Origin of the sequence: Saccharopolyspora halophila, assembly GCF_039531955.1 — a bacterium.
Classification (GTDB): Bacteria; Actinomycetota; Actinomycetes; order Mycobacteriales; family Pseudonocardiaceae; genus Saccharopolyspora; species Saccharopolyspora halophila.
In genome coordinates, this window is the sequence record NZ_BAAARA010000002.1 from 362162 (window position 1) to 379000 (window position 16839).

A 16839-nucleotide genomic window follows, 5' to 3' on the forward strand; every position below is an offset into this window, starting at 1 on the left:
ATGACCGGGAGTCGGCGGGGCACGCTTCTCGCGGCCTCCCCGATCAGCGCGCGTCGGTGCGCCGGAGGCAGTGATCGAGCGCGCCCGCGCGGTGATACGCGCGAGAAGCGGGGCGCAGCGGTGTTCTAGCGCGTGAAGCTCGCGCGCCAGGAGAGCAGTTCGGGGTCGTTCGGCAGCGGTAGTCGTTCGATCCGCTTCGGGCGCAGGCCGCCGGTGGCGAAGGCGTCGATCTCGCTGGGGCTCAACGGCCAGGGCGGGCCGTCGATTTCCGCGCCCTCGGCGCGAATTCCCGAGATGACCAGCAGCTCACCGCCGGGCGCGACCATCGCCGCGACCTGCTCGGTCGCCTCGGTGCGCAGCGAGAGCGGCATCGACTGCACGGTGATCGATTCCAGGACGAGGTCGAAGCCACCGACCCACTCGGCGGGCGGGTCCAGCAGATCAGCGATCACGTACTCCACGTCGGAATCCGGGTGGCGCTGACGGGCGTCGCGAATCGCGGTCTCGGAGATGTCGAAAGCGGTGGTCCGGAAGCCGAGCGAGTCGATGAACTCGGCGTCCCGCCCGTATCCGCAGCCGATCACCAGCGCGGACCGGCCGGAACCGTCGACGCCCTGCGCCCATTCGGGCAGCAGCGCGTGCGGCACTTCCAGGTCCCAGGGAACGATGGCCGCACCAGCGGTGGCCGCGGCGTAGAGCGGCTCGAACCACCCGGTCGGCTCCCCCTTCGCAAGCGCCTCGCCCGCGAAGCGGTCGGCGTCGGCGTCCCTCGGATTCACAGGTCCCCCAGTCGGTTCGAGATCGACAACCGCTACATCTTCGCAGCGGCGTCCACCGATTTCCGGGACCTGGTGGGACCGCATCCCGCCCTCGCCCTGCCCGGCCGATGGGTTCGGTGGCGGTTGGGTGACTTATTGCCCTGGGGCGGTGGTCGGGAGGTGGGGAGCATTGAGCGGTGTTGAACCCATCTCGAGGGCGTGCGTGGCGTGCTGCGTCAACCGGCTGATTCCGCCGTGTCGTCCCGCGTTGACGGAAGGATCCGCATGGGCACCATCGCCACAACGGACGGTACGGAGATCTACTACAAGGACTGGGGTTCGGGTCAGCCGATCGTGTTCAGCCATGGCTGGCCGCTCTCGGCTGACGACTGGGACGCCCAGATGTTGTTCTTCCTGCGACACGGTTACCGGGTCATCGCCCATGACCGGCGGGGACACGGACGATCCAGCCAGACGAGCGACGGCCACGACATGAACCACTATGCCGACGACCTCGGGGAGCTGACAGCGCATCTGAGGTTGCAGGACGCCATCCACGTGGGTCATTCGACCGGCGGCGGTGAAGTGGTGCGCTACCTGTCCAGGCATGGTGAAGCACGAGTGGCCAAAGCCGCCATCATCAACGCGGTTCCACCTCTGATGGTCAAGACCGAGGACAATCCCGGCGGTCTTCCCAAGAGCGTCTTCGACGGATTCCAGGAACAACTTGCGGCCAACCGCTCGCGGTTCTATCGCGACATAGCGGCGGGGCCCTTCTACGGGTTCAACCGGCCGGGCGTGGAAGCCTCGGAGGCACTCATCCAGAACTGGTGGCGTCAAGGAATGATGGGCGGCGCGAAGGCACACCACGACGGCATCGTCGCCTTCTCCCAAACGGATTTCACCGAGGACCTGAAGAAGATCTCCGTGCCGGTCCTGGTGATGCACAGCGAAGACGATCAGATCGTGCCCTATCGGGATTCGGGTCCCTTGTCGGCGAAGCTGCTGCAGAACGCGACGCTGAACACCTACGAGGACTTCCCGCACGGAATGCCCACGACGCAGGCCGAGACGATCAACGCCGATCTGCTGTCGTTCCTGGCCGAGACGTCGTGAGCGGCGATCGCGCGGGGCGCTCGGGAATGCGCGGGTGACGTGTTCCGCGCAGTGCCCCTCACCGGTTCGGCGGACGGAGGACGACGGCGGAGTTGTGCCCGCCCATGCCGATGGAGGACTTGACGGTCAGGCCTTCATCAGGCGCCGTGGGTCCGGCCAGCAGGCGCGGATGTCCCGCTGCGACGTTGAACGGTGCTGGGAGCAGGTCGTGGTCGTATCCCAGGGCCGTGGCGCTGATCTCCACGGCCGAAGCCGCACCCTGGCAATGCCCGGCCAGTGGCTTGACCGAGTACAGCTCGGCCGTGGTGGGGAAGAGAGCATCGAACACGGCAGCCTCGGCCGTGTCGCACTGACGGGTTCCGGGCCCGTGGGCGTTGAGGTAGCGCACCTGGTCGGGGGTCGCTCCGGCGTTTTCCAGGGCTTCGTTGAAGCAGCGGGTGATGTCGGTCAGTTCGGGATCGATCGAAGTCACGTGATGGGCATCATGGGACATGGCTCCGCCGAGCACGTGCAGATAAGGGTTGGGGATGCCCTGGGAGAGGACCATGGCGACCGAGCCTTCGCCCATGATGAAGCCCCGGCTGCCTTCCTGGAACGGGCGGCAGGCCTGCAACGGGTCGCTGTCCGCGACGGCGACGCCCAAGTCGACGAAATGCCTCAGGTTCTCGGGGGTCACCGAAATGTCGGTGGCAACGAAGATCACGTCGTCGACGATCCCGGTGTCGATCCAGGACTTCGCGGTGAGCAGCCCGGCGTTTCCCGAGGCGCACATGGCGCCGACGTTCATCGCCGGTCCGTGGAAGTCGTATTCCCGCATCAGGGTCGAGATCGGTGTGGACGGCATGAGCGCGAGGTAGTCCCGGACGGATACGCGACCTCCGTGCGTGATGTGGAAGTCCTTCCACAGGTCGACTTCGCCGAGTACGACGGCGTGCAGCAATCCGACCCGTCGGCCGGGTTGCCAGCCTCGTGTCTTCGCATCGGTGATGGCTTCGCGAGCTGCGAACCGCATGGCCCGCTGGAACCGGCTCGGTCCGTCCGAAGCATCGCCTCCCCCGGGCACGAGCGCGGCCCAGGGTGCCGCCCATCCGTCGGTCTGGTAGCCGGGCTGCTGGACGGCGGCGGATTTGCCCGCTGCGAGGCCTTGCCAGAGCTCCTCCCGGCCCCAGCCGTAGCCGGTAACCGTGCCCAGCCCGGCTATGTCCAAGTGCGGTAAACCCATGCTGGTCTCCTAGATCGTGTGCGCGGCCGTTCGCCGATTGAAGCGAGGCCGTATCTGTCGCCTCACCCGATAGTGCCGACCTCTCCGACGGAGTGCTACTTAGCGTGCCTGCAGTTGAGAATATTTAACTCTTATGGGTTACGTATTCCAGATTTCGCTTGATCTCTAATGCCACGCATCGTGGTTCCCGGGTCGTGTTCTGCAGCAGAAGGAACTGCATTCCCGGCGGAAGGAGGAGAGAGTTGTCGCACGCCTGGATCTAGCGGGGAGGTGACATGCCGCCGGAGGACGAAGGGGATGACCGAGGCGCCTTCGCGTCGGGCTCGCAGATGGACCGAGCGATGCTGGACCTGACGCTCGCGGTTCATGGGGCGGTGTTGTGGCGCTATCGGTTCGCTGGAGACGAGCTCACGTGGTCCACCGCCGGACTGGAGCGGCTCTTGGCCATGCCCAACGCCGGTGCGGAGGAACTGCGGGCCCGACTGCGGGAGTTGCTGGAGCCGTTGATCGTTTCCGCGTCCGTGGCACCTGTCTGGCAGGACCTCGAACTGGAACTGCCGTTCGAAGACGCCGATGGCGTGACCCATTGGCTCCGCGTCCGGGCTCGCCAAGAGGGGCACCCGAGCGCACTCGTGGGTATCGCCACTGACGCACGTCCGGGCGGAGAAGATGCCCGTCAACTGGCCATCCTGGCGGATCGGTACCGCCTGCTGGTCGAGCTCAGCCCGGATGCGATCTGCGTGCACCAAGACGGCTTGCTCACCTACGTCAACCCCGCGGCGGTGCGGTTGATGCGGGCCGAGTCGGACGAGCAGCTGCTCGGTCGCCCCATCAGCGATTTCGTCGCTGAACCGGCCCTGCGCGACCTGCGCAAGCGGGTGGCCAGCTTGACCGAACCGGGCATGGCGTCGGAACCGACCGAGGTTCGGCTGACGTGCGTGGACGGTGACAGCGTGCTCATCGAATCGGTCTCGGTGCGCACCACGTGGGACGACAGCGCGGCCTACCAGGTGCTGATGCACGACATCACCGCTCAGCGGAGAGCCGAGCAGGCCCTTCACGAGCAGGCCACCCACGACGAGTTGACCGGACTGCTCAACCGGCGTGGGATGAACGAGATCCTCGCCTGGCTGACCTCGGGCGAGCCGCGTCAGCTCGGGCTCGTGTTCTGCGACATCGACAACTTCAAGCGCATCAACGATTCGCTCGGCCACGAAGCCGGGGACGAGCTCCTGGTCGCGCTGGCGCGTCAGCTGACCGCGGCCGTGCCACCGGAATGCACGGTCGCGCGGTTGTCCGGTGACGAGTTCCTAGTGATCACAGCGGATCTCGACGCGGTCGGGGGTCTGCAGGCGCTGACCCAGCAAATCTCCGAAGCGCTGCGCACCATGGTGCCGATCGGTGATCAACTGGTCAACGTCTCGGTGTCCACGGGCGGGGCTCTGTTGACCGGTTCAATGTCCAGCCAAGACCTGTTGCGCTATGCCGATGTGGCCATGTTCCACGCGAAAAGCCGTGGCCCTGGACGTATTTCGCTGGCGGATCGCGAACTGATCACCGCGACGGAGAGCCAACTGCACCTCGAGGGCGAACTTCGCCAAGCCATTCGCACGGACGCCCTGACCTTGCACTATCAGCCCGTCGTCGATCGCGATGGCACGATCGTGGCCGCTGAAGCCTTGCTTCGCTGGCCGCATCCCGGCCGTGGTCTGCTCACTCCCGGCGTGATCCTCGCGGCCGCGGAACAAGGGGATCTGACCGGCGAGCTGGACCAGTGGGTATTGCGGACCGCTCTGGCCGAAGCCGCCGGGTGGCCGGCGATCCAGGGCACAGCGCCGACCGTCTCGATCAACCTCAGCGGGCTCCTTCCCGGTGACCCCGACTTCGTCGGCACGGTGACCGAGCTCATCACGAACTCCGGCCTGCCGTTCGATCGTGTCGTGCTCGAAGTCGTCGAGACGGCTCTGGTGGATCTCAGCCCGCAAGCGCACAACGCCATGACCGAGCTCGCCGACCGCGGGGTGCGCTTCGCCCTCGACGACTTCGGCACCGGCTATTCCACACTTGCCCGCCTCAGGAACCTCCCGGTGCACATCCTCAAACTCGACCGCACCTTCGTCACGGCGATCGACAGCGATCCGGTCGATCACGCGATCGCCCGCGCGATCGTCACGATGACCCACGCGATGGATCGCACCTGCGTCGCCGAAGGGGTCGAAACCCCGGAGCAACTCCACACGCTGCAGGGCCTCAACGTCGACCGCTTTCAGGGCCATCTCATCGCCCACCCGCAACCCGTCGCGGCATTCCACGACTACTTCCTCGCGCGGAGGTAGTCCGGAAACACTCGAGTCGTCCGCGTCTATCGGCTGCGGCCGGTGCGCTCCCCGGCGAGTTCGGGCCGCTCGCCGCGCGGTTCGCCTTCGACCCCGACAACGCGGCTGCGCATCCGCCTGGGCGAGCCACGCAGGCGGAGGTTCCGATTCGACGTTGGAGTGCCATCAGCCGCTTCGGATCCCACGCCAGGTCTGCTATCTCCGAATCTAGCTCTGCCGCTCGCGCAGGTAGCGGAGCCGAGGACGAGAACGGGTGCGGTTTCCCCGCCCCGTTCTGGCGAGCGCTCGCGGCTCACCGCCGACCAGGATTCGGGGGCAGTCGCGTGTGGCGCAGCCCGCTTCGCGGTCCGTGGCTGTCCTGGAAGGAGAGATTGAGCAGGAAACCGCCCCGATCCGCGAGGAACTGTCCGCGATCGGTGACGGACGACGGCCCGGAGAGCGGTTCGGAACGCTGGAGGGCGAGGGATGAGCACCCCATTTGTCGAGATGTTGTTGGCCCCGCTGAGCACCCCGGACACGACGAAGGCCCAGGCGGAGCGAATCAAGCTCCTGACCTGGGCCTTCGTGTTCTGAGCGGATGACGGGAATCGAACCCGCGTTCTCAGCTTGGGAAGCTGATGTTCTACCATTGAACTACATCCGCAGCGCATCGACCTTCGGTCGATCGACGCCGGTAGCTTAGCACGGTGGGCGACGAAGATCGGCGGGCCCCTCCGGATACCCTTGTCCTGTGCTGCTTAGTGATCGGGACCTGCGTAAAGAGCTGGATGAAGGACGTCTCGAACTGGATCCGTTCGACGCGTCGATGATCCAGCCGTCGAGCATCGATGTGCGGTTGGACCGCTTCTTCCGGGTCTTCGACAACACCCGGTACACCCACATCGACCCGTCGAAGCAGCAGGACGAGCTGACCTCCTTGATCGAATCACCCGAGGACGAGCCGTTCGTGCTGCACCCGGGCGAGTTCGTGCTGGGTTCGACCTACGAGGCCGTGAAGCTGCCCGATGACCTGGCGGGCCGACTCGAGGGCAAGTCCTCGCTGGGCAGGCTCGGGTTGCTGACGCACTCGACCGCCGGGTTCATCGACCCGGGCTTCAGCGGGCACATCACGCTCGAGCTGTCCAACGTGGCCAACCTGCCGATCACGCTGTGGCCCGGGATGAAGATCGGCCAGCTGTGCCTGTTCCGCCTCTCCAGCCCGGCGGACTTCCCGTACGGGTCCAAGGAGGCGGGCTCCCGCTACCAGGGGCAGCGCGGTCCGACGCCTTCGCGCGCGCACCTGAACTTCAAGGTCACCGACACCCGGCGCTGAGGGGCTCCCGCGGGCGTCGGCGGCTGTACTGTTCAGATGCGTTGCGGGGCATGGCGATAACCCTCCGAGTTCCCGTCTCCTGTGACGTTTTACCAGGTGAACGGCACTGCCTGGGATTTCGCGGAGTCGTGAGGTAGTTCACCCTGAATCGAATAAGCAAGTAGCGGGTTCAGAAACTACGATCCCTGCGCCCGGCGCTCTGGAACGATCCCGCAACGTGGCGGATCGGCGCGCGGGCAGCGGGAGAATTCGATGTCCGCATTGCAGTCGCGTGCTTCGGGTGCACCCACCCAGCACCTCTGGCACGTGGTGATGATCGCCGGGGCTGCGGCTCTGGGCGGTTTCTTGTTCGGCTACGACACCTCCGTGATCAACGGTGGTGTCGACGCGATCCAGCAGCACTTCGGGGTCGGTCCGGCGCTGATCGGGTTCACCGTCTCCTCGGCTCTGCTGGGCTCGGCGGTCGGTGCCGGCATCGCGGGCTGGCTGGCCGACCGGGTCGGCCGCATCCGGGTGATGCAGCTGGCGGCCGTGCTGTTCATCATCAGCGCCATCGCCTCGGCCCTGCCCTTCGCGATCTGGGACCTGGCGATCTGGCGCGTGGTCGGCGGTATCGCGGTCGGTATCGCTTCGGTGATCGCACCCGCTTACATCGCCGAGGTGGCGCCTGCGGCCTATCGCGGCAGGCTCGCGTCCTTGCAGCAGTTGGCGATCGTGCTCGGCATCGCCGTTTCGCAGCTGGTCAATTACGGCCTGGCGCAGGGTGCCGGCGGCAGTGCCACCGGGATGCTGGGGCCGATTCAGGCCTGGCAGTGGATGCTCGGCGTCGCGGCCATCCCGGCCGTCGTCTACCTGGTGGTGGCCTCGAGCATTCCGGAATCTCCGCGCTACCTGGTGGCCGCGGGCAAGCTGGAGCGGGCGCGCGAAATCCTCGCGCAGGTCGACTCGGGTGACCCGGACACCAGGATCGCCGAGATCAAGGAGGCCCTGGGCGAGCGCAAGCCGCAGTTGAGCGATCTGCGCGGCAAGTTCGGCTTCTTGCCGATCGTGTGGGTCGGCATGGCCATCGCGGCGCTGCAGCAGTTCGTCGGGATCAACGTGATCTTCTACTACTCCTCGTCGCTGTGGCACTCGGTGGGCGTCGACGAGAGCGGCTCGCTGCTGCTGAGCCTGTTCACCTCCATCGTGAACATCATCGGCACCTTGGTGGCCATCGCGCTGGTGGACAAGATCGGCCGCAAGCCGCTGCTGGTGATCGGTTCGGTCGGCATGACGGTGTCGCTTGCGACGACCGGCTGGGCGTTCAGCTTCGCCAAGGTCGTCGGCGAGGACGCGCAGCTGCCCTACCAGTGGGGCGTTGTCGCGCTGATCTCCGCGAGCGCGTTCGTGCTGTTCTTCGCCGCCTCCTGGGGCGTGGTGATGTGGGTGCTGCTGGGCGAGATGTTCCCGGCGCGCATCCGCGCGGCCGCGCTGGCCGTGGGCACCGCGACCAACTGGGTGGCCAACTGGCTGGTCACGGTGAGCTTCCCGAGCATGCGGGACTGGAACCTGCCGGTCACGTACTTCATCTACGCCGCGTTCGCCGCCCTCTCGGTGGTGTTCGTGGTGAAGTACCTCAAGGAGACCAACGGCCGTTCCCTGGAGGAGATGGGCAGCTGACCCGCTCCCCGAAAGTCGAGGGCGTCCCCGAGGGGGCGCCCTCGACGCATTTCACGCCCCAGGCCAACCCGGACCGCCCAGAGCGGCCGCACCCGACTCGCCACACCCGCCCGCGCTCCACGCCACCGCACCCGAGCGGACGCACGCGACACGACCACCCCATCCGCGCGACCCGAACCCCGCACCCGATCCACAAGACCCGATCCGCAGCACGCGAGCTAAGCGACCTGAACGGCAAGACGCGAGCTACGCGACCTGCGGGACCGGATCCGCAAGACGCGACCTGCGGGACCGGATCCGCAAGACGCGACCTGCAAGACGCGGACCCCGACCTGCGGACCCCGACCTGCGGGACTCGTCGCGAGGCCGACACGCCGCATCGCGGTCGCCCGACCAGGTGGGATCGCGGAAAACCCTCGAAAACGGGACCCCGAATTCCAGGGAATTCCGCACCCCGATTTGCCTGGAATTCGGGGTGTGGAAGAGAAAGCGGGCGCCTTCCCGGGTGGGAAGGCGCCCGCTGGTTGTCGGTGCGGAGCGGGTCAGGCCGGGGCGGACTCCTCGGTCTCGGCCTTCTTGTCGTCTCCGTCGCCGCGCTTGACCGCGTTGAGCAGCAGCTGGGCGACGTCGACGACCTCGACGTCCTCGTTGGCGGCCTTCTCGCTCTTCCGGGTCGTCACACCGTCGGAGAGCATCACCTTGCAGAACGGGCAGCCCGTGGCGATCTTGGACGGGGCCGTGCCGAGGGCCTCGTCGGTGCGATCCAGGTTGACCCGCTTGCCGGTCTGCTCCTCCATCCACATCCGGGCGCCACCGGCACCGCAGCACATGGCGCGGTCGGCGTGCCGCGGCATCTCGCGGAAGGTCGCGCCCGCGGCGCCGACCAGGTCGCGCGGCGGCGTGTAGACCTTGTTGTGGCGGCCCAGGTAGCAGGGGTCGTGGTAGGTGACGTCCTCGGCGACCGGGGCGACCGGGGTCAGGCGCTTCTCGCGGACCAGCTTGTTCAGCAGCTGGGTGTGGTGCACGACCTCGTAGTCCCCGCCGAGCTCGGAGTACTCGTTGGCGAGGCTGTTGAAGCAGTGCGCGCACGTCGCGACGATCTTGCGCTTGCCCGGCTCGCGGCCCTCGAAAACGCCGTTGAGGACCTCGACGTTCTGCTGGGCCATCATCTGGAAGATGAACTCGTTGCCCGCGCGGCGAGCGGGGTCGCCGGTGCAGTTCTCCTCCGGGCCGAGCACCTTGTACTTCACGCCCGCGATGTGCAGCAGTTCGGCGACCGCCTGGGTGGTCTTCTTCGCGCGGTCCTCGAAGGCGCCGGCGCAGCCGACCCAGAACAGGTACTCGTCGTCGGCCTCGAGCTCACCGTCGAAGACCGGGACCTCGAAGTCCAGGTCCTGGGTCCAGGCCAGCCGGTCCTTGGCGTTCTGGCCCCACGGGTTGCCCTTGTTCTCCAGGTTCTTGAACATCCCGCCCAGCTCGGTCGGGAAGTTCGACTCGATCATCACCTGGTAGCGGCGCATGTCGACGATGTGGTCGACGTGCTCGATGTCCACCGGGCACTGCTCGACGCAGGCACCGCAGGAGGTGCAGGCCCACAGGACCTCGGGGTCGATGACGCCCATCTCCTCGGGGCCGCCGACCAGCGGCCGCTCGGCCTCGGCCAGCGCGAGCGCGTCGATGCCCGCGAGCTTCTCCTCGGCGCCGTCGCCGGTGATGCCGACCTCGTCACCGGCCATGTCCTTCTGGCCGCCGGCCAGCAGGTACGGGGCCTTGGCGTAGGCGTGGTCGCGCAGCTGGGTGATCATCAGCTTCGGCGACAGCGGCTTGCCGGTGTTCCAGGCCGGGCACTGCGACTGGCACCGGCCGCACTCGGTGCAGGTGGTGAAGTCCAGCCAGCCCTTCCAGGAGAAGTCCTCGACCTTGCCCGCGCCGAAGACGTCCTCGTCCGGGTCGGCCTCCTCGAAGTCCAGCGGCTTGCCGCCGGACATCATCGGCTTGACCGCGCCGAGGGCGACGTCGCCGTCGTCCTCGCGCTTGAAGTAGATGTTGAAGAACGCGCTGAAGCGGTGCCAGGCGACGCCCATGGTCATGGTGCGCGCGACGACGATCAGCCAGACGGTGGCGCTCATCAGCTTGATGAAGGCGAACACCGAGACCAGGTTCTCGCTGGCCGGCAGCAGGGCGCCGAGCGGCGCGGAGGCGAACTCGGCCCACAGCGGCATGTCGTGCACGCCCAGCGCGGCCTTGCCGGCGCGGACGCCGATGATGCCGATGCCCTCGATGAGCACCACGAGCTCGATGAAGTAGGCCCAGCCCATGTTGGAGCCCTGGAACCGGGAGACCCGGCCGGCCTTGCGCGGGTGGTTGGCCTGGCGGATCGCCATCAGCACCAGGATGCCGACGACCGTGCCGACGCCCAGGATCTCCATCAGCAGGTGGTAGATCGCCAGGTGGTCGAGGATCGGCCAGCCCCAGGTCGGGACGAACACCTCGCCGTAGGCCTCGAACAGGGCCAGCGAGCCGAGCAGGAAGCCCCACATCACCAGCCAATGCCACACCCCGACGTGGCGGAACTTGTTCATGCGGGTGTGCGCGGCGAACTCCTTGACCAGCGTGGCGAGCCGGTCCAGCACCGGGCCGTTCCGGGTGCCGTCCGGTTGCCCCAGGCGGATGATCCGCACGAATTGGGCGATGGTCTTGGCGAACATGCCCCACGCGACGACGCCCAGCACGACCGAGATCGTGCCGAGCGTGATCTGTACAGCACCCATGCTCGCGGCCTCCTGTTTCGGGTGTTGTCCGTTTGGGGAGCGTACGCCCTGTTACCCACTGGTAACCATGGGGGCCGGGGCGTTTCGGGAACAGTCGGTGATTCTGCGAGACCGCTGGACGAAAAACTAGTTGGGCAAATGTCCATGTTTTGGGTACGCTCGGGGGTGTGCCGGGCGGGAAGCCCGCGGCCTCGGAGGCGGTGGTCGTCCGGATCGTCGCTGCTGAAGCCGTGGGCGATTCGGTGGAAATGCTGTCGCCGGGGCGTCGGGCGGGGCAGACTGGCGAGTAGCTGTGCGATTTTCGCCACTTCGGTGGCGGGGGCGTGCATCATCCGGTCTATCCGCGCATGGGGAGTGGGCAATGGCCGAGCCGAACGACGAGACGATGCGGGCGTCGGATCACGATCGCGAGCAGGTCGCCGAGCGGTTGCGGGGCGCCCTGGAGGAAGGGCGGCTCAACCTCGGCGAGTACGACGAGCGGCTGCGGCAGGCCTACGCGGCCGCGACGCTGGGCGAGCTCGCGCAGCTGACCTCCGACCTGCCCGTTCCCCGATCCGCGGCCGAGGTCGCCGAGCGCGACGAGAAGAAGGCGGCTCGGCGGGAGAAGCAGCTCAAGGAGTGGCGTTCGTGGGCGAGCGTGTCGTTCATCCTGGTGGCGATCTGGTTGGTCACCTCCATCGCCAGCGGTGAGCCGATCTTCTTCTGGCCGGCCATCCCGATGGGCATCTGGGCGGCGATCAACGTGGCGGACATGATCTCCGGCTCCGGGGATTGCGGGCGAGCGGACTAACCGGGCCCTGCTCCTGGCTGCCCTCGTGCTCGTGCGAGCAACAAGTAGGGCGAATGTTCAACTTCTAAGGAGGTCCTGGTGGCGTTCCTGCTGCTGGCGTTGGCGATCTGCAGCGAGGTGCTCGGCACTGTTTCGCTGAAGCTCTCCGAAGGTTTCAGCAAGACGATCCCGTCGGTGCTCGTCGTGCTCGGCTACGGCTCGGCCTTCGTCGCGCTGTCCGCGGTGCTCAAGCTCGGGCTGCCGGTCGGCGTGGTCTACGCGATGTGGTCCGGGGCCGGGGTGGCGCTGGTGGCCATCATCGGGGCTGTTTTCCTGGGCGAGTCCTTCAGCGTCGTGCAGGTGCTGGGCTTGTTCCTGATCATCGGCGGCGTCGTGGCGCTGGAACTCGGGAGTGCGCATTGACCGCTTCGGAAGAGATCACCGACGGCCGTCGCCTCAAGGGCGAGCGTCGCCGCCGGGCGATCCTCGACGCCACGCTGCGGGTGGTCGCCCGGGACGGCGTGGGGGCGGTCAGCCACCGCAACATCGCTCGGGAGGCCGAGGTGCCGCCCGCGTCGATCGCCTACTACTTCAACGGCATCGATGACCTGCTGGTCGCCAGCCTGCTGGGCAGCTGCGAGCTGCTGGTCGCGCAGCTGGAGGAGACCCGCGAACGGGTTCAGGAGAGTTCGCAGTGGCCGCGCGCGGTCGCCGAGCTGGTGGCCGAGACCATCCGGGACCACCGCGAGCGAACCCTCGCCGAGTACGAGCTCTACCTCCTCGCCGCCCGCAGGCCCGCGCTGCGCCCCGCCGCCCGCCGCTGGCTCGAGGTGCTGCGCGGGAACATCAACGAGGGCCGGGGCGGTGACGACCCGGTCATCCGCGCCTTCCTGGCCGGCCTGGACGGCTTGCTGCTGCAGGCGCTGATCGCCGACGAGCCGCCGCAGGCCGACGATCTGGAGCCGGTGTTCAGGTTCCTCATGCAGCCCCACGACTACCTCGGCGCCGAGGGCTGAACCCGCCTCCCGCACTCCCGGCCAGGGGTGATTCCGGGGCTCGTCCGGGTTCTCCCCGATGAGGCAACGGTCACATCGGGCGTAGGTTCCTGGGTGCTGTTGGCGGACTTGTTTGGGGGCAGCGATGAGTCGGGTGGCTTTGGCGGTCACCGGGGCGGCCTTGGTGCTGTTCGGGGGCGTGGTGCTGACCTGGGGGACGGTGCAGCCGGGCGGGGAGCGGTCGACCCAGGTGGGCGCCGTCGAGCGGGTGCGGATCGACGGGCGCTCGGGGGACGTGCGGATCCGGTACGCACCGGATGGCGACGGCGCGGTCGAGCAGCGGGTGCATCGCTGGGCGGTGTTCGGCAGCGAGGAACCCAACCACACCGTGGAAGGCGGGACGCTGGTGCTCAACGGCGACTGCGGCTGGTGGTGCAGCGTCGAGTACGACGTGGTGCTGCCCGCGGCCGTTCCGGTCGAGGGCCGCGTCGACGCGGGTGACGTGCGGGTGTCGGGCATGCGCTCGGTCGACATCGAGGTCGGTTCCGGCGGGGTCGACCTCACCGGCATCGAGCGCTGGGTCCAGGCGCGCACCGGGTCGGGCTCGGTCGCGGTGCGGGACACCAGCGGTCCGGTCGAGGCCCGCAGCGGTTCCGGCGTGATCGAGCTGGAGGCGATCGACGGCCGTCTTCGGGCGCACACCGGCAGCGGCCGGATCCGGGGCGAGGACATCGCCTCCGAGCAGGTCTACGCGCGGAGCAGCTCGGGCGGTGTCCGGCTGGACCTGACCGGCCCGCGGGAGGCGGAGCTGTCCACCGGTTCCGGCGAGATCGACGTGTCGGTGCCGCGGGACAGCTACCGCGTCGACTCGCGCAGCGGTAGCGGCAACGTGTCCATCGATGTGCGCCGGGACCCCGACGCGGACAGGCGGCTCGAGCTCACCACCGGAAGCGGCAACATCAACGTGGATTCATGACCGACCGCCGCCCGTTCGGCGCAGCGCCGCGGGCGGCAGGTCCCGGGACCCGGGAGGGCGCGAGGGGTGCGGCCAGGCGGTCGCACCCCTCTTCTCTTTTGTCTCGCGCACCACAGGCGGGAACGTTCCGCCCTGGTCAGACGTTGGACTGGCAGAAAGATTGAGTGGCACTGGCTCAAGTCAATTTGACGGTGCTTGGGCCCGGTGGGTAAAACTTGAGTGAGCAAGGCTCAATCGCCCGAACCGGCGTTGAGTGGATGGATCAAGTACTGGAGGAATCACCAATGGCGCGAGCGGTCGGTATCGACCTGGGGACGACCAACTCTGTCGTTTCCGTCCTGGAGGGCGGTGAGTCGACGGTGATCGCCAACTCCGAGGGCTCGCGGACCACGCCGTCCATCGTCGCCTTCGCGAAGAACGGCGAGATCCTCACCGGTCAGCCTGCCAAGAACCAGGCGGTCACCAACGTCGACCGCACCATCCGGTCGGTCAAGCGGCACATGGGCACCGACTGGACCGTCGGCATCGACGAGAAGGACTACACGCCGCAGGAGATCTCCGCGCGAGTCCTGATGAAGCTCAAGCGCGACGCCGAGTCCTACCTGGGCGAGGAGGTCACCGACGCGGTCATCACCGTGCCGGCCTACTTCGAGGACGCGCAGCGGCAGGCCACCAAGGAAGCCGGTCAGATCGCGGGTCTCGACGTGCTGCGCATCGTCAACGAGCCGACCGCGGCCGCGCTGGCCTACGGCCTGGACAAGGGCGAGAAGGAACAGACCATCCTGGTCTTCGACCTCGGTGGCGGCACCTTCGACGTCTCGCTGCTGGAGATCGGCGAGGGCGTCGTCGAGGTCCGCGCCACGTCCGGTGACAACCGCCTCGGCGGTGACGACTGGGACGAGCGCATCGTCGAATGGCTGGTCGAGAAGTTCAAGGGCACGTCGGGCATCGACCTGACCAAGGACCGCATGGCCATGCAGCGGATCAAGGAAGCCGCGGAGAAGGCCAAGATCGAGCTGTCCTCCTCCTCGCAGGCCAACATCAACCTGCCCTACATCACCGTGGACGCGGACAAGAACCCGCTGTTCCTCGACGAGACCCTCTCCCGCGCGGAGTTCGAGCGCATCACCTCGGACCTGCTCGATCGCTGCAAGAAGCCGTTCGAGGCGGTCGTCCGCGACGCGGGCATCAAGGTCTCCGAGATCGACCACGTCGTGATGGTCGGCGGTTCCACCCGGATGCCCGCCGTGTCCGATCTGGTCAAGGACCTCACCGGCGGCAAGGAGCCGAACAAGGGCGTCAACCCGGACGAGGTCGTCGCCGTCGGCGCCTCGCTGCAGGCCGGTGTGCTGCGCGGTGAGGTCAAGGACGTCCTGCTGCTCGACGTCACGCCGCTGTCCCTGGGCATCGAGACCAAGGGCGGCATCATGACCAAGCTGATCGAGCGCAACACCACGATCCCGACCAAGCGCTCGGAGACCTTCACCACCGCCGACGACAACCAGCCGTCGGTGCAGATCCAGGTCTTCCAGGGCGAGCGCGAGATCGCCGCGCACAACAAGAAGCTCGGCATGTTCGAGCTGACCGGGCTGCCGCCCGCGCCGCGCGGGGTGCCGCAGATCGAGGTCACCTTCGACATCGACGCCAACGGCATCGTGCACGTCAACGCCAAGGACCAGGGCACCGGCAAGGAGCAGTCGATGACCATCACCGGCGGCTCCGCGCTGCCGAAGGAGGACATCGACCGGATGGTCTCCGACGCCGAGGCGCACGCCGAGGAGGACCAGAAGCGTCGCGAGGAGGCCGAGGCCCGCAACCAGGCCGAGTCGCTGGTCTACCAGACCGAGAAGGTCCTCAAGGAGAACGACGAGCAGCTGCCGCAGGAGACCAAGGACAAGGTCCAGGCCGCGATCGACGAGGTCAACGAGTCGCTCAAGGGCGAGGACGTCTCCGCCATCTCCGCTTCGGTGGAGAAGCTGGCCACCGAGTCCCAGGCGCTGGGCCAGGCCATCTACGGCGATGCCGCCGCCGCTGCCGGTGGTGCTGACGGCGCCGCGGGTGCTGCCGGTGCCGCCGGTGCCGCCGGTGCGGCCGGTGCCGCTGGCTCCGGCGAGTCCAAGGACGACGACGTGGTCGACGCCGAGATCGTCGACGACGAGGACGAGAAGAAGCAGTGACCGCGGGCGGGCCCGAGATGTCGCGCAACGAAGGCGAGCAGCAGGAAGAACCGGTGGTCGTCCGGGATCGGCGTCGCATCGACCCCGAGACCGGCGAACCCCGGACTCCTGCTCCGAACGGAGATGAGGCGCAGGTGGCCGAAAGCATGTCCGGCACCCTCGACGACGAGAACGTCGTCGAGCAGGCCGAGCAGCTGGAACAGCCGGAACAGCCCCCCGAGGGCGATGAGCCGACCGGTCTGCAGAAGCAGGTCGACGACCTCACCGCCGACCTCAAGCGGGTCACCGCGGAGTACGCGAACTACCGCAAGCGGGTGGAACGCGACCGGGACTCGGCGATCGCTTCGGCGAAGGCGTCGGTCGCCGGTGACCTGCTGACCGTGCTCGACGACATCGAACGCGCCGAGTCCCACGGGGATCTCACCGGGGCGTTCAAGGCCGTGGCCGACAAGCTCGTCGGTGCGCTGAACTCGGCCGGGCTGGAGCACTTCGGTGCCGAGGGCGACGAGTTCGACCCGTCGGTGCACGAGGCGGTCCAGCACGACACCTCTCCGGACGTCTCCGGGCCGACGGTGACCACCGTGCTGCGCCGCGGCTACAAGTTCGGCGAGCGGGTGCTGCGTCCGGCGATGGTCGCGGTGACCGACCACGAGCCCGCGGGCGAGGCCCCGTCCGGCGAGGCCCCGTCCGGCGAGTCCGCGTCCGGCGAGTCCACCGAACAAGAGTGATCGAGAGCGGGAGGAGGAAC

13 protein-coding genes and 1 tRNA gene are annotated in these 16839 nt (G+C 67.7%); 10 read left to right on the forward strand and 4 right to left on the reverse strand.

What is annotated here, in order from left to right; translation table 11 throughout:
• Nucleotides 1–125: 125 nt before the first annotated feature.
• Nucleotides 126–779 (reverse strand): class I SAM-dependent methyltransferase, encoded by a 654-nt coding sequence (locus ABD289_RS04555; protein ID WP_344126836.1) that lies wholly within the window; start codon nt 777–779, stop codon nt 126–128.
• 264 nt (nt 780–1043) lie between these two features.
• Between ABD289_RS04555 and ABD289_RS04560 the strand changes: the two genes are divergently transcribed.
• Nucleotides 1044–1874 carry an alpha/beta fold hydrolase gene (locus tag ABD289_RS04560; protein WP_344126838.1) on the forward strand — a complete coding sequence of 277 codons (831 nt, stop codon included), beginning with the start codon at nt 1044–1046 and terminating at the stop codon, nt 1872–1874.
• Between the two features lie 58 nt (nt 1875–1932).
• Here the strand turns inward: ABD289_RS04560 and ABD289_RS04565 are convergent, their stop codons facing one another.
• Nucleotides 1933–3096 carry a beta-ketoacyl synthase N-terminal-like domain-containing protein gene (locus ABD289_RS04565; protein WP_344126840.1) on the reverse strand — a complete coding sequence of 388 codons (1164 nt, stop codon included), beginning with the start codon at nt 3094–3096 and terminating at the stop codon, nt 1933–1935.
• 275 nt (nt 3097–3371) lie between these two features.
• On the opposite strand from ABD289_RS04565, the gene ABD289_RS04570 reads away from it, so the two are divergent.
• Nucleotides 3372–5432, forward strand: a complete 2061-nt coding sequence (locus ABD289_RS04570; protein WP_344126842.1) for a putative bifunctional diguanylate cyclase/phosphodiesterase — start codon at nt 3372–3374, stop codon at nt 5430–5432.
• Between the two features lie 572 nt (nt 5433–6004).
• Here the strand turns inward: ABD289_RS04570 and ABD289_RS04575 are convergent.
• A tRNA-Gly gene (locus ABD289_RS04575) sits at nt 6005–6075 on the reverse strand.
• A gap of 87 nt (nt 6076–6162) precedes the next feature.
• Here ABD289_RS04575 and dcd point away from each other — a divergent pair.
• Both dcd and ABD289_RS04585 read left to right on the forward strand, forming a co-directional pair.
• On the forward strand, nt 6163–6744 hold the full coding sequence (gene dcd, locus ABD289_RS04580) for a dCTP deaminase (RefSeq protein WP_344126844.1): 582 nt from the start codon (nt 6163–6165) through the stop codon (nt 6742–6744).
• 252 nt (nt 6745–6996) lie between these two features.
• Nucleotides 6997–8403: a sugar porter family MFS transporter gene (locus tag ABD289_RS04585; protein WP_344126846.1), complete on the forward strand. Its 1407-nt coding sequence runs from the start codon at nt 6997–6999 to the stop codon at nt 8401–8403.
• Nucleotides 8404–8945: 542 nt separating this feature from the next.
• Here the strand turns inward: ABD289_RS04585 and ABD289_RS04590 are convergent.
• Nucleotides 8946–11174, reverse strand: coding sequence for a (Fe-S)-binding protein (locus tag ABD289_RS04590; RefSeq protein WP_344126849.1), 2229 nt, complete (start codon nt 11172–11174; stop codon nt 8946–8948).
• Nucleotides 11175–11535: 361 nt separating this feature from the next.
• Between ABD289_RS04590 and ABD289_RS04595 the strand changes: the two genes are divergently transcribed.
• From ABD289_RS04595 to grpE, 6 genes are all read left to right on the forward strand, one after another.
• Complete coding sequence (locus tag ABD289_RS04595) at nt 11536–11964, forward strand: DUF1707 domain-containing protein (protein ID WP_344126851.1); 429 nt, start codon at nt 11536–11538, stop codon at nt 11962–11964.
• A gap of 75 nt (nt 11965–12039) precedes the next feature.
• Nucleotides 12040–12366: a DMT family transporter gene (locus ABD289_RS04600; protein WP_344127151.1), complete on the forward strand. Its 327-nt coding sequence runs from the start codon at nt 12040–12042 to the stop codon at nt 12364–12366.
• Entirely contained in the window at nt 12363–12959 is a 597-nt protein-coding gene (locus tag ABD289_RS04605) for a TetR/AcrR family transcriptional regulator (protein WP_344126853.1), read from the forward strand. Before ABD289_RS04600 ends, ABD289_RS04605 begins: the two co-directional genes overlap by 4 nt.
• Before the next feature lie 124 nt (nt 12960–13083).
• Nucleotides 13084–13914, forward strand: a complete 831-nt coding sequence (locus ABD289_RS04610) for a DUF4097 family beta strand repeat-containing protein (protein WP_344126855.1) — start codon at nt 13084–13086, stop codon at nt 13912–13914.
• A gap of 284 nt (nt 13915–14198) precedes the next feature.
• Nucleotides 14199–16091 (forward strand): molecular chaperone DnaK, encoded by a 1893-nt coding sequence (gene dnaK, locus ABD289_RS04615; RefSeq protein ID WP_344126858.1) that lies wholly within the window; start codon nt 14199–14201, stop codon nt 16089–16091.
• Complete coding sequence (gene grpE, locus ABD289_RS04620) at nt 16088–16819, forward strand: nucleotide exchange factor GrpE (RefSeq protein ID WP_344126860.1); 732 nt, start codon at nt 16088–16090, stop codon at nt 16817–16819. The genes dnaK and grpE overlap by 4 nt, the downstream gene beginning before the upstream one ends.
• The last annotated feature ends 20 nt before the right edge of the window (nt 16820–16839 follow it).

Bases quoted from the DNA above. Each gene is read 5' to 3' on its own strand.
- ABD289_RS04560 (WP_344126838.1), top strand. From the start codon at position 1,044: ATGGGCACCATCGCCACAACGGACGGTACGGAGATCTACTACAAGGAC.
- ABD289_RS04565 (WP_344126840.1), bottom strand. From the start codon at position 3,096: ATGGGTTTACCGCACTTGGACATAGCCGGGCTGGGCACGGTTACCGGC.
- ABD289_RS04570 (WP_344126842.1), top strand. From the start codon at position 3,372: ATGCCGCCGGAGGACGAAGGGGATGACCGAGGCGCCTTCGCGTCGGGC.
- ABD289_RS04585 (WP_344126846.1), top strand. From the start codon at position 6,997: ATGTCCGCATTGCAGTCGCGTGCTTCGGGTGCACCCACCCAGCACCTC.
- ABD289_RS04590 (WP_344126849.1), bottom strand. From the start codon at position 11,174: ATGGGTGCTGTACAGATCACGCTCGGCACGATCTCGGTCGTGCTGGGC.
- ABD289_RS04595 (WP_344126851.1), top strand. From the start codon at position 11,536: ATGGCCGAGCCGAACGACGAGACGATGCGGGCGTCGGATCACGATCGC.
- ABD289_RS04610 (WP_344126855.1), top strand. From the start codon at position 13,084: ATGAGTCGGGTGGCTTTGGCGGTCACCGGGGCGGCCTTGGTGCTGTTC.
- dnaK (WP_344126858.1), top strand. From the start codon at position 14,199: ATGGCGCGAGCGGTCGGTATCGACCTGGGGACGACCAACTCTGTCGTT.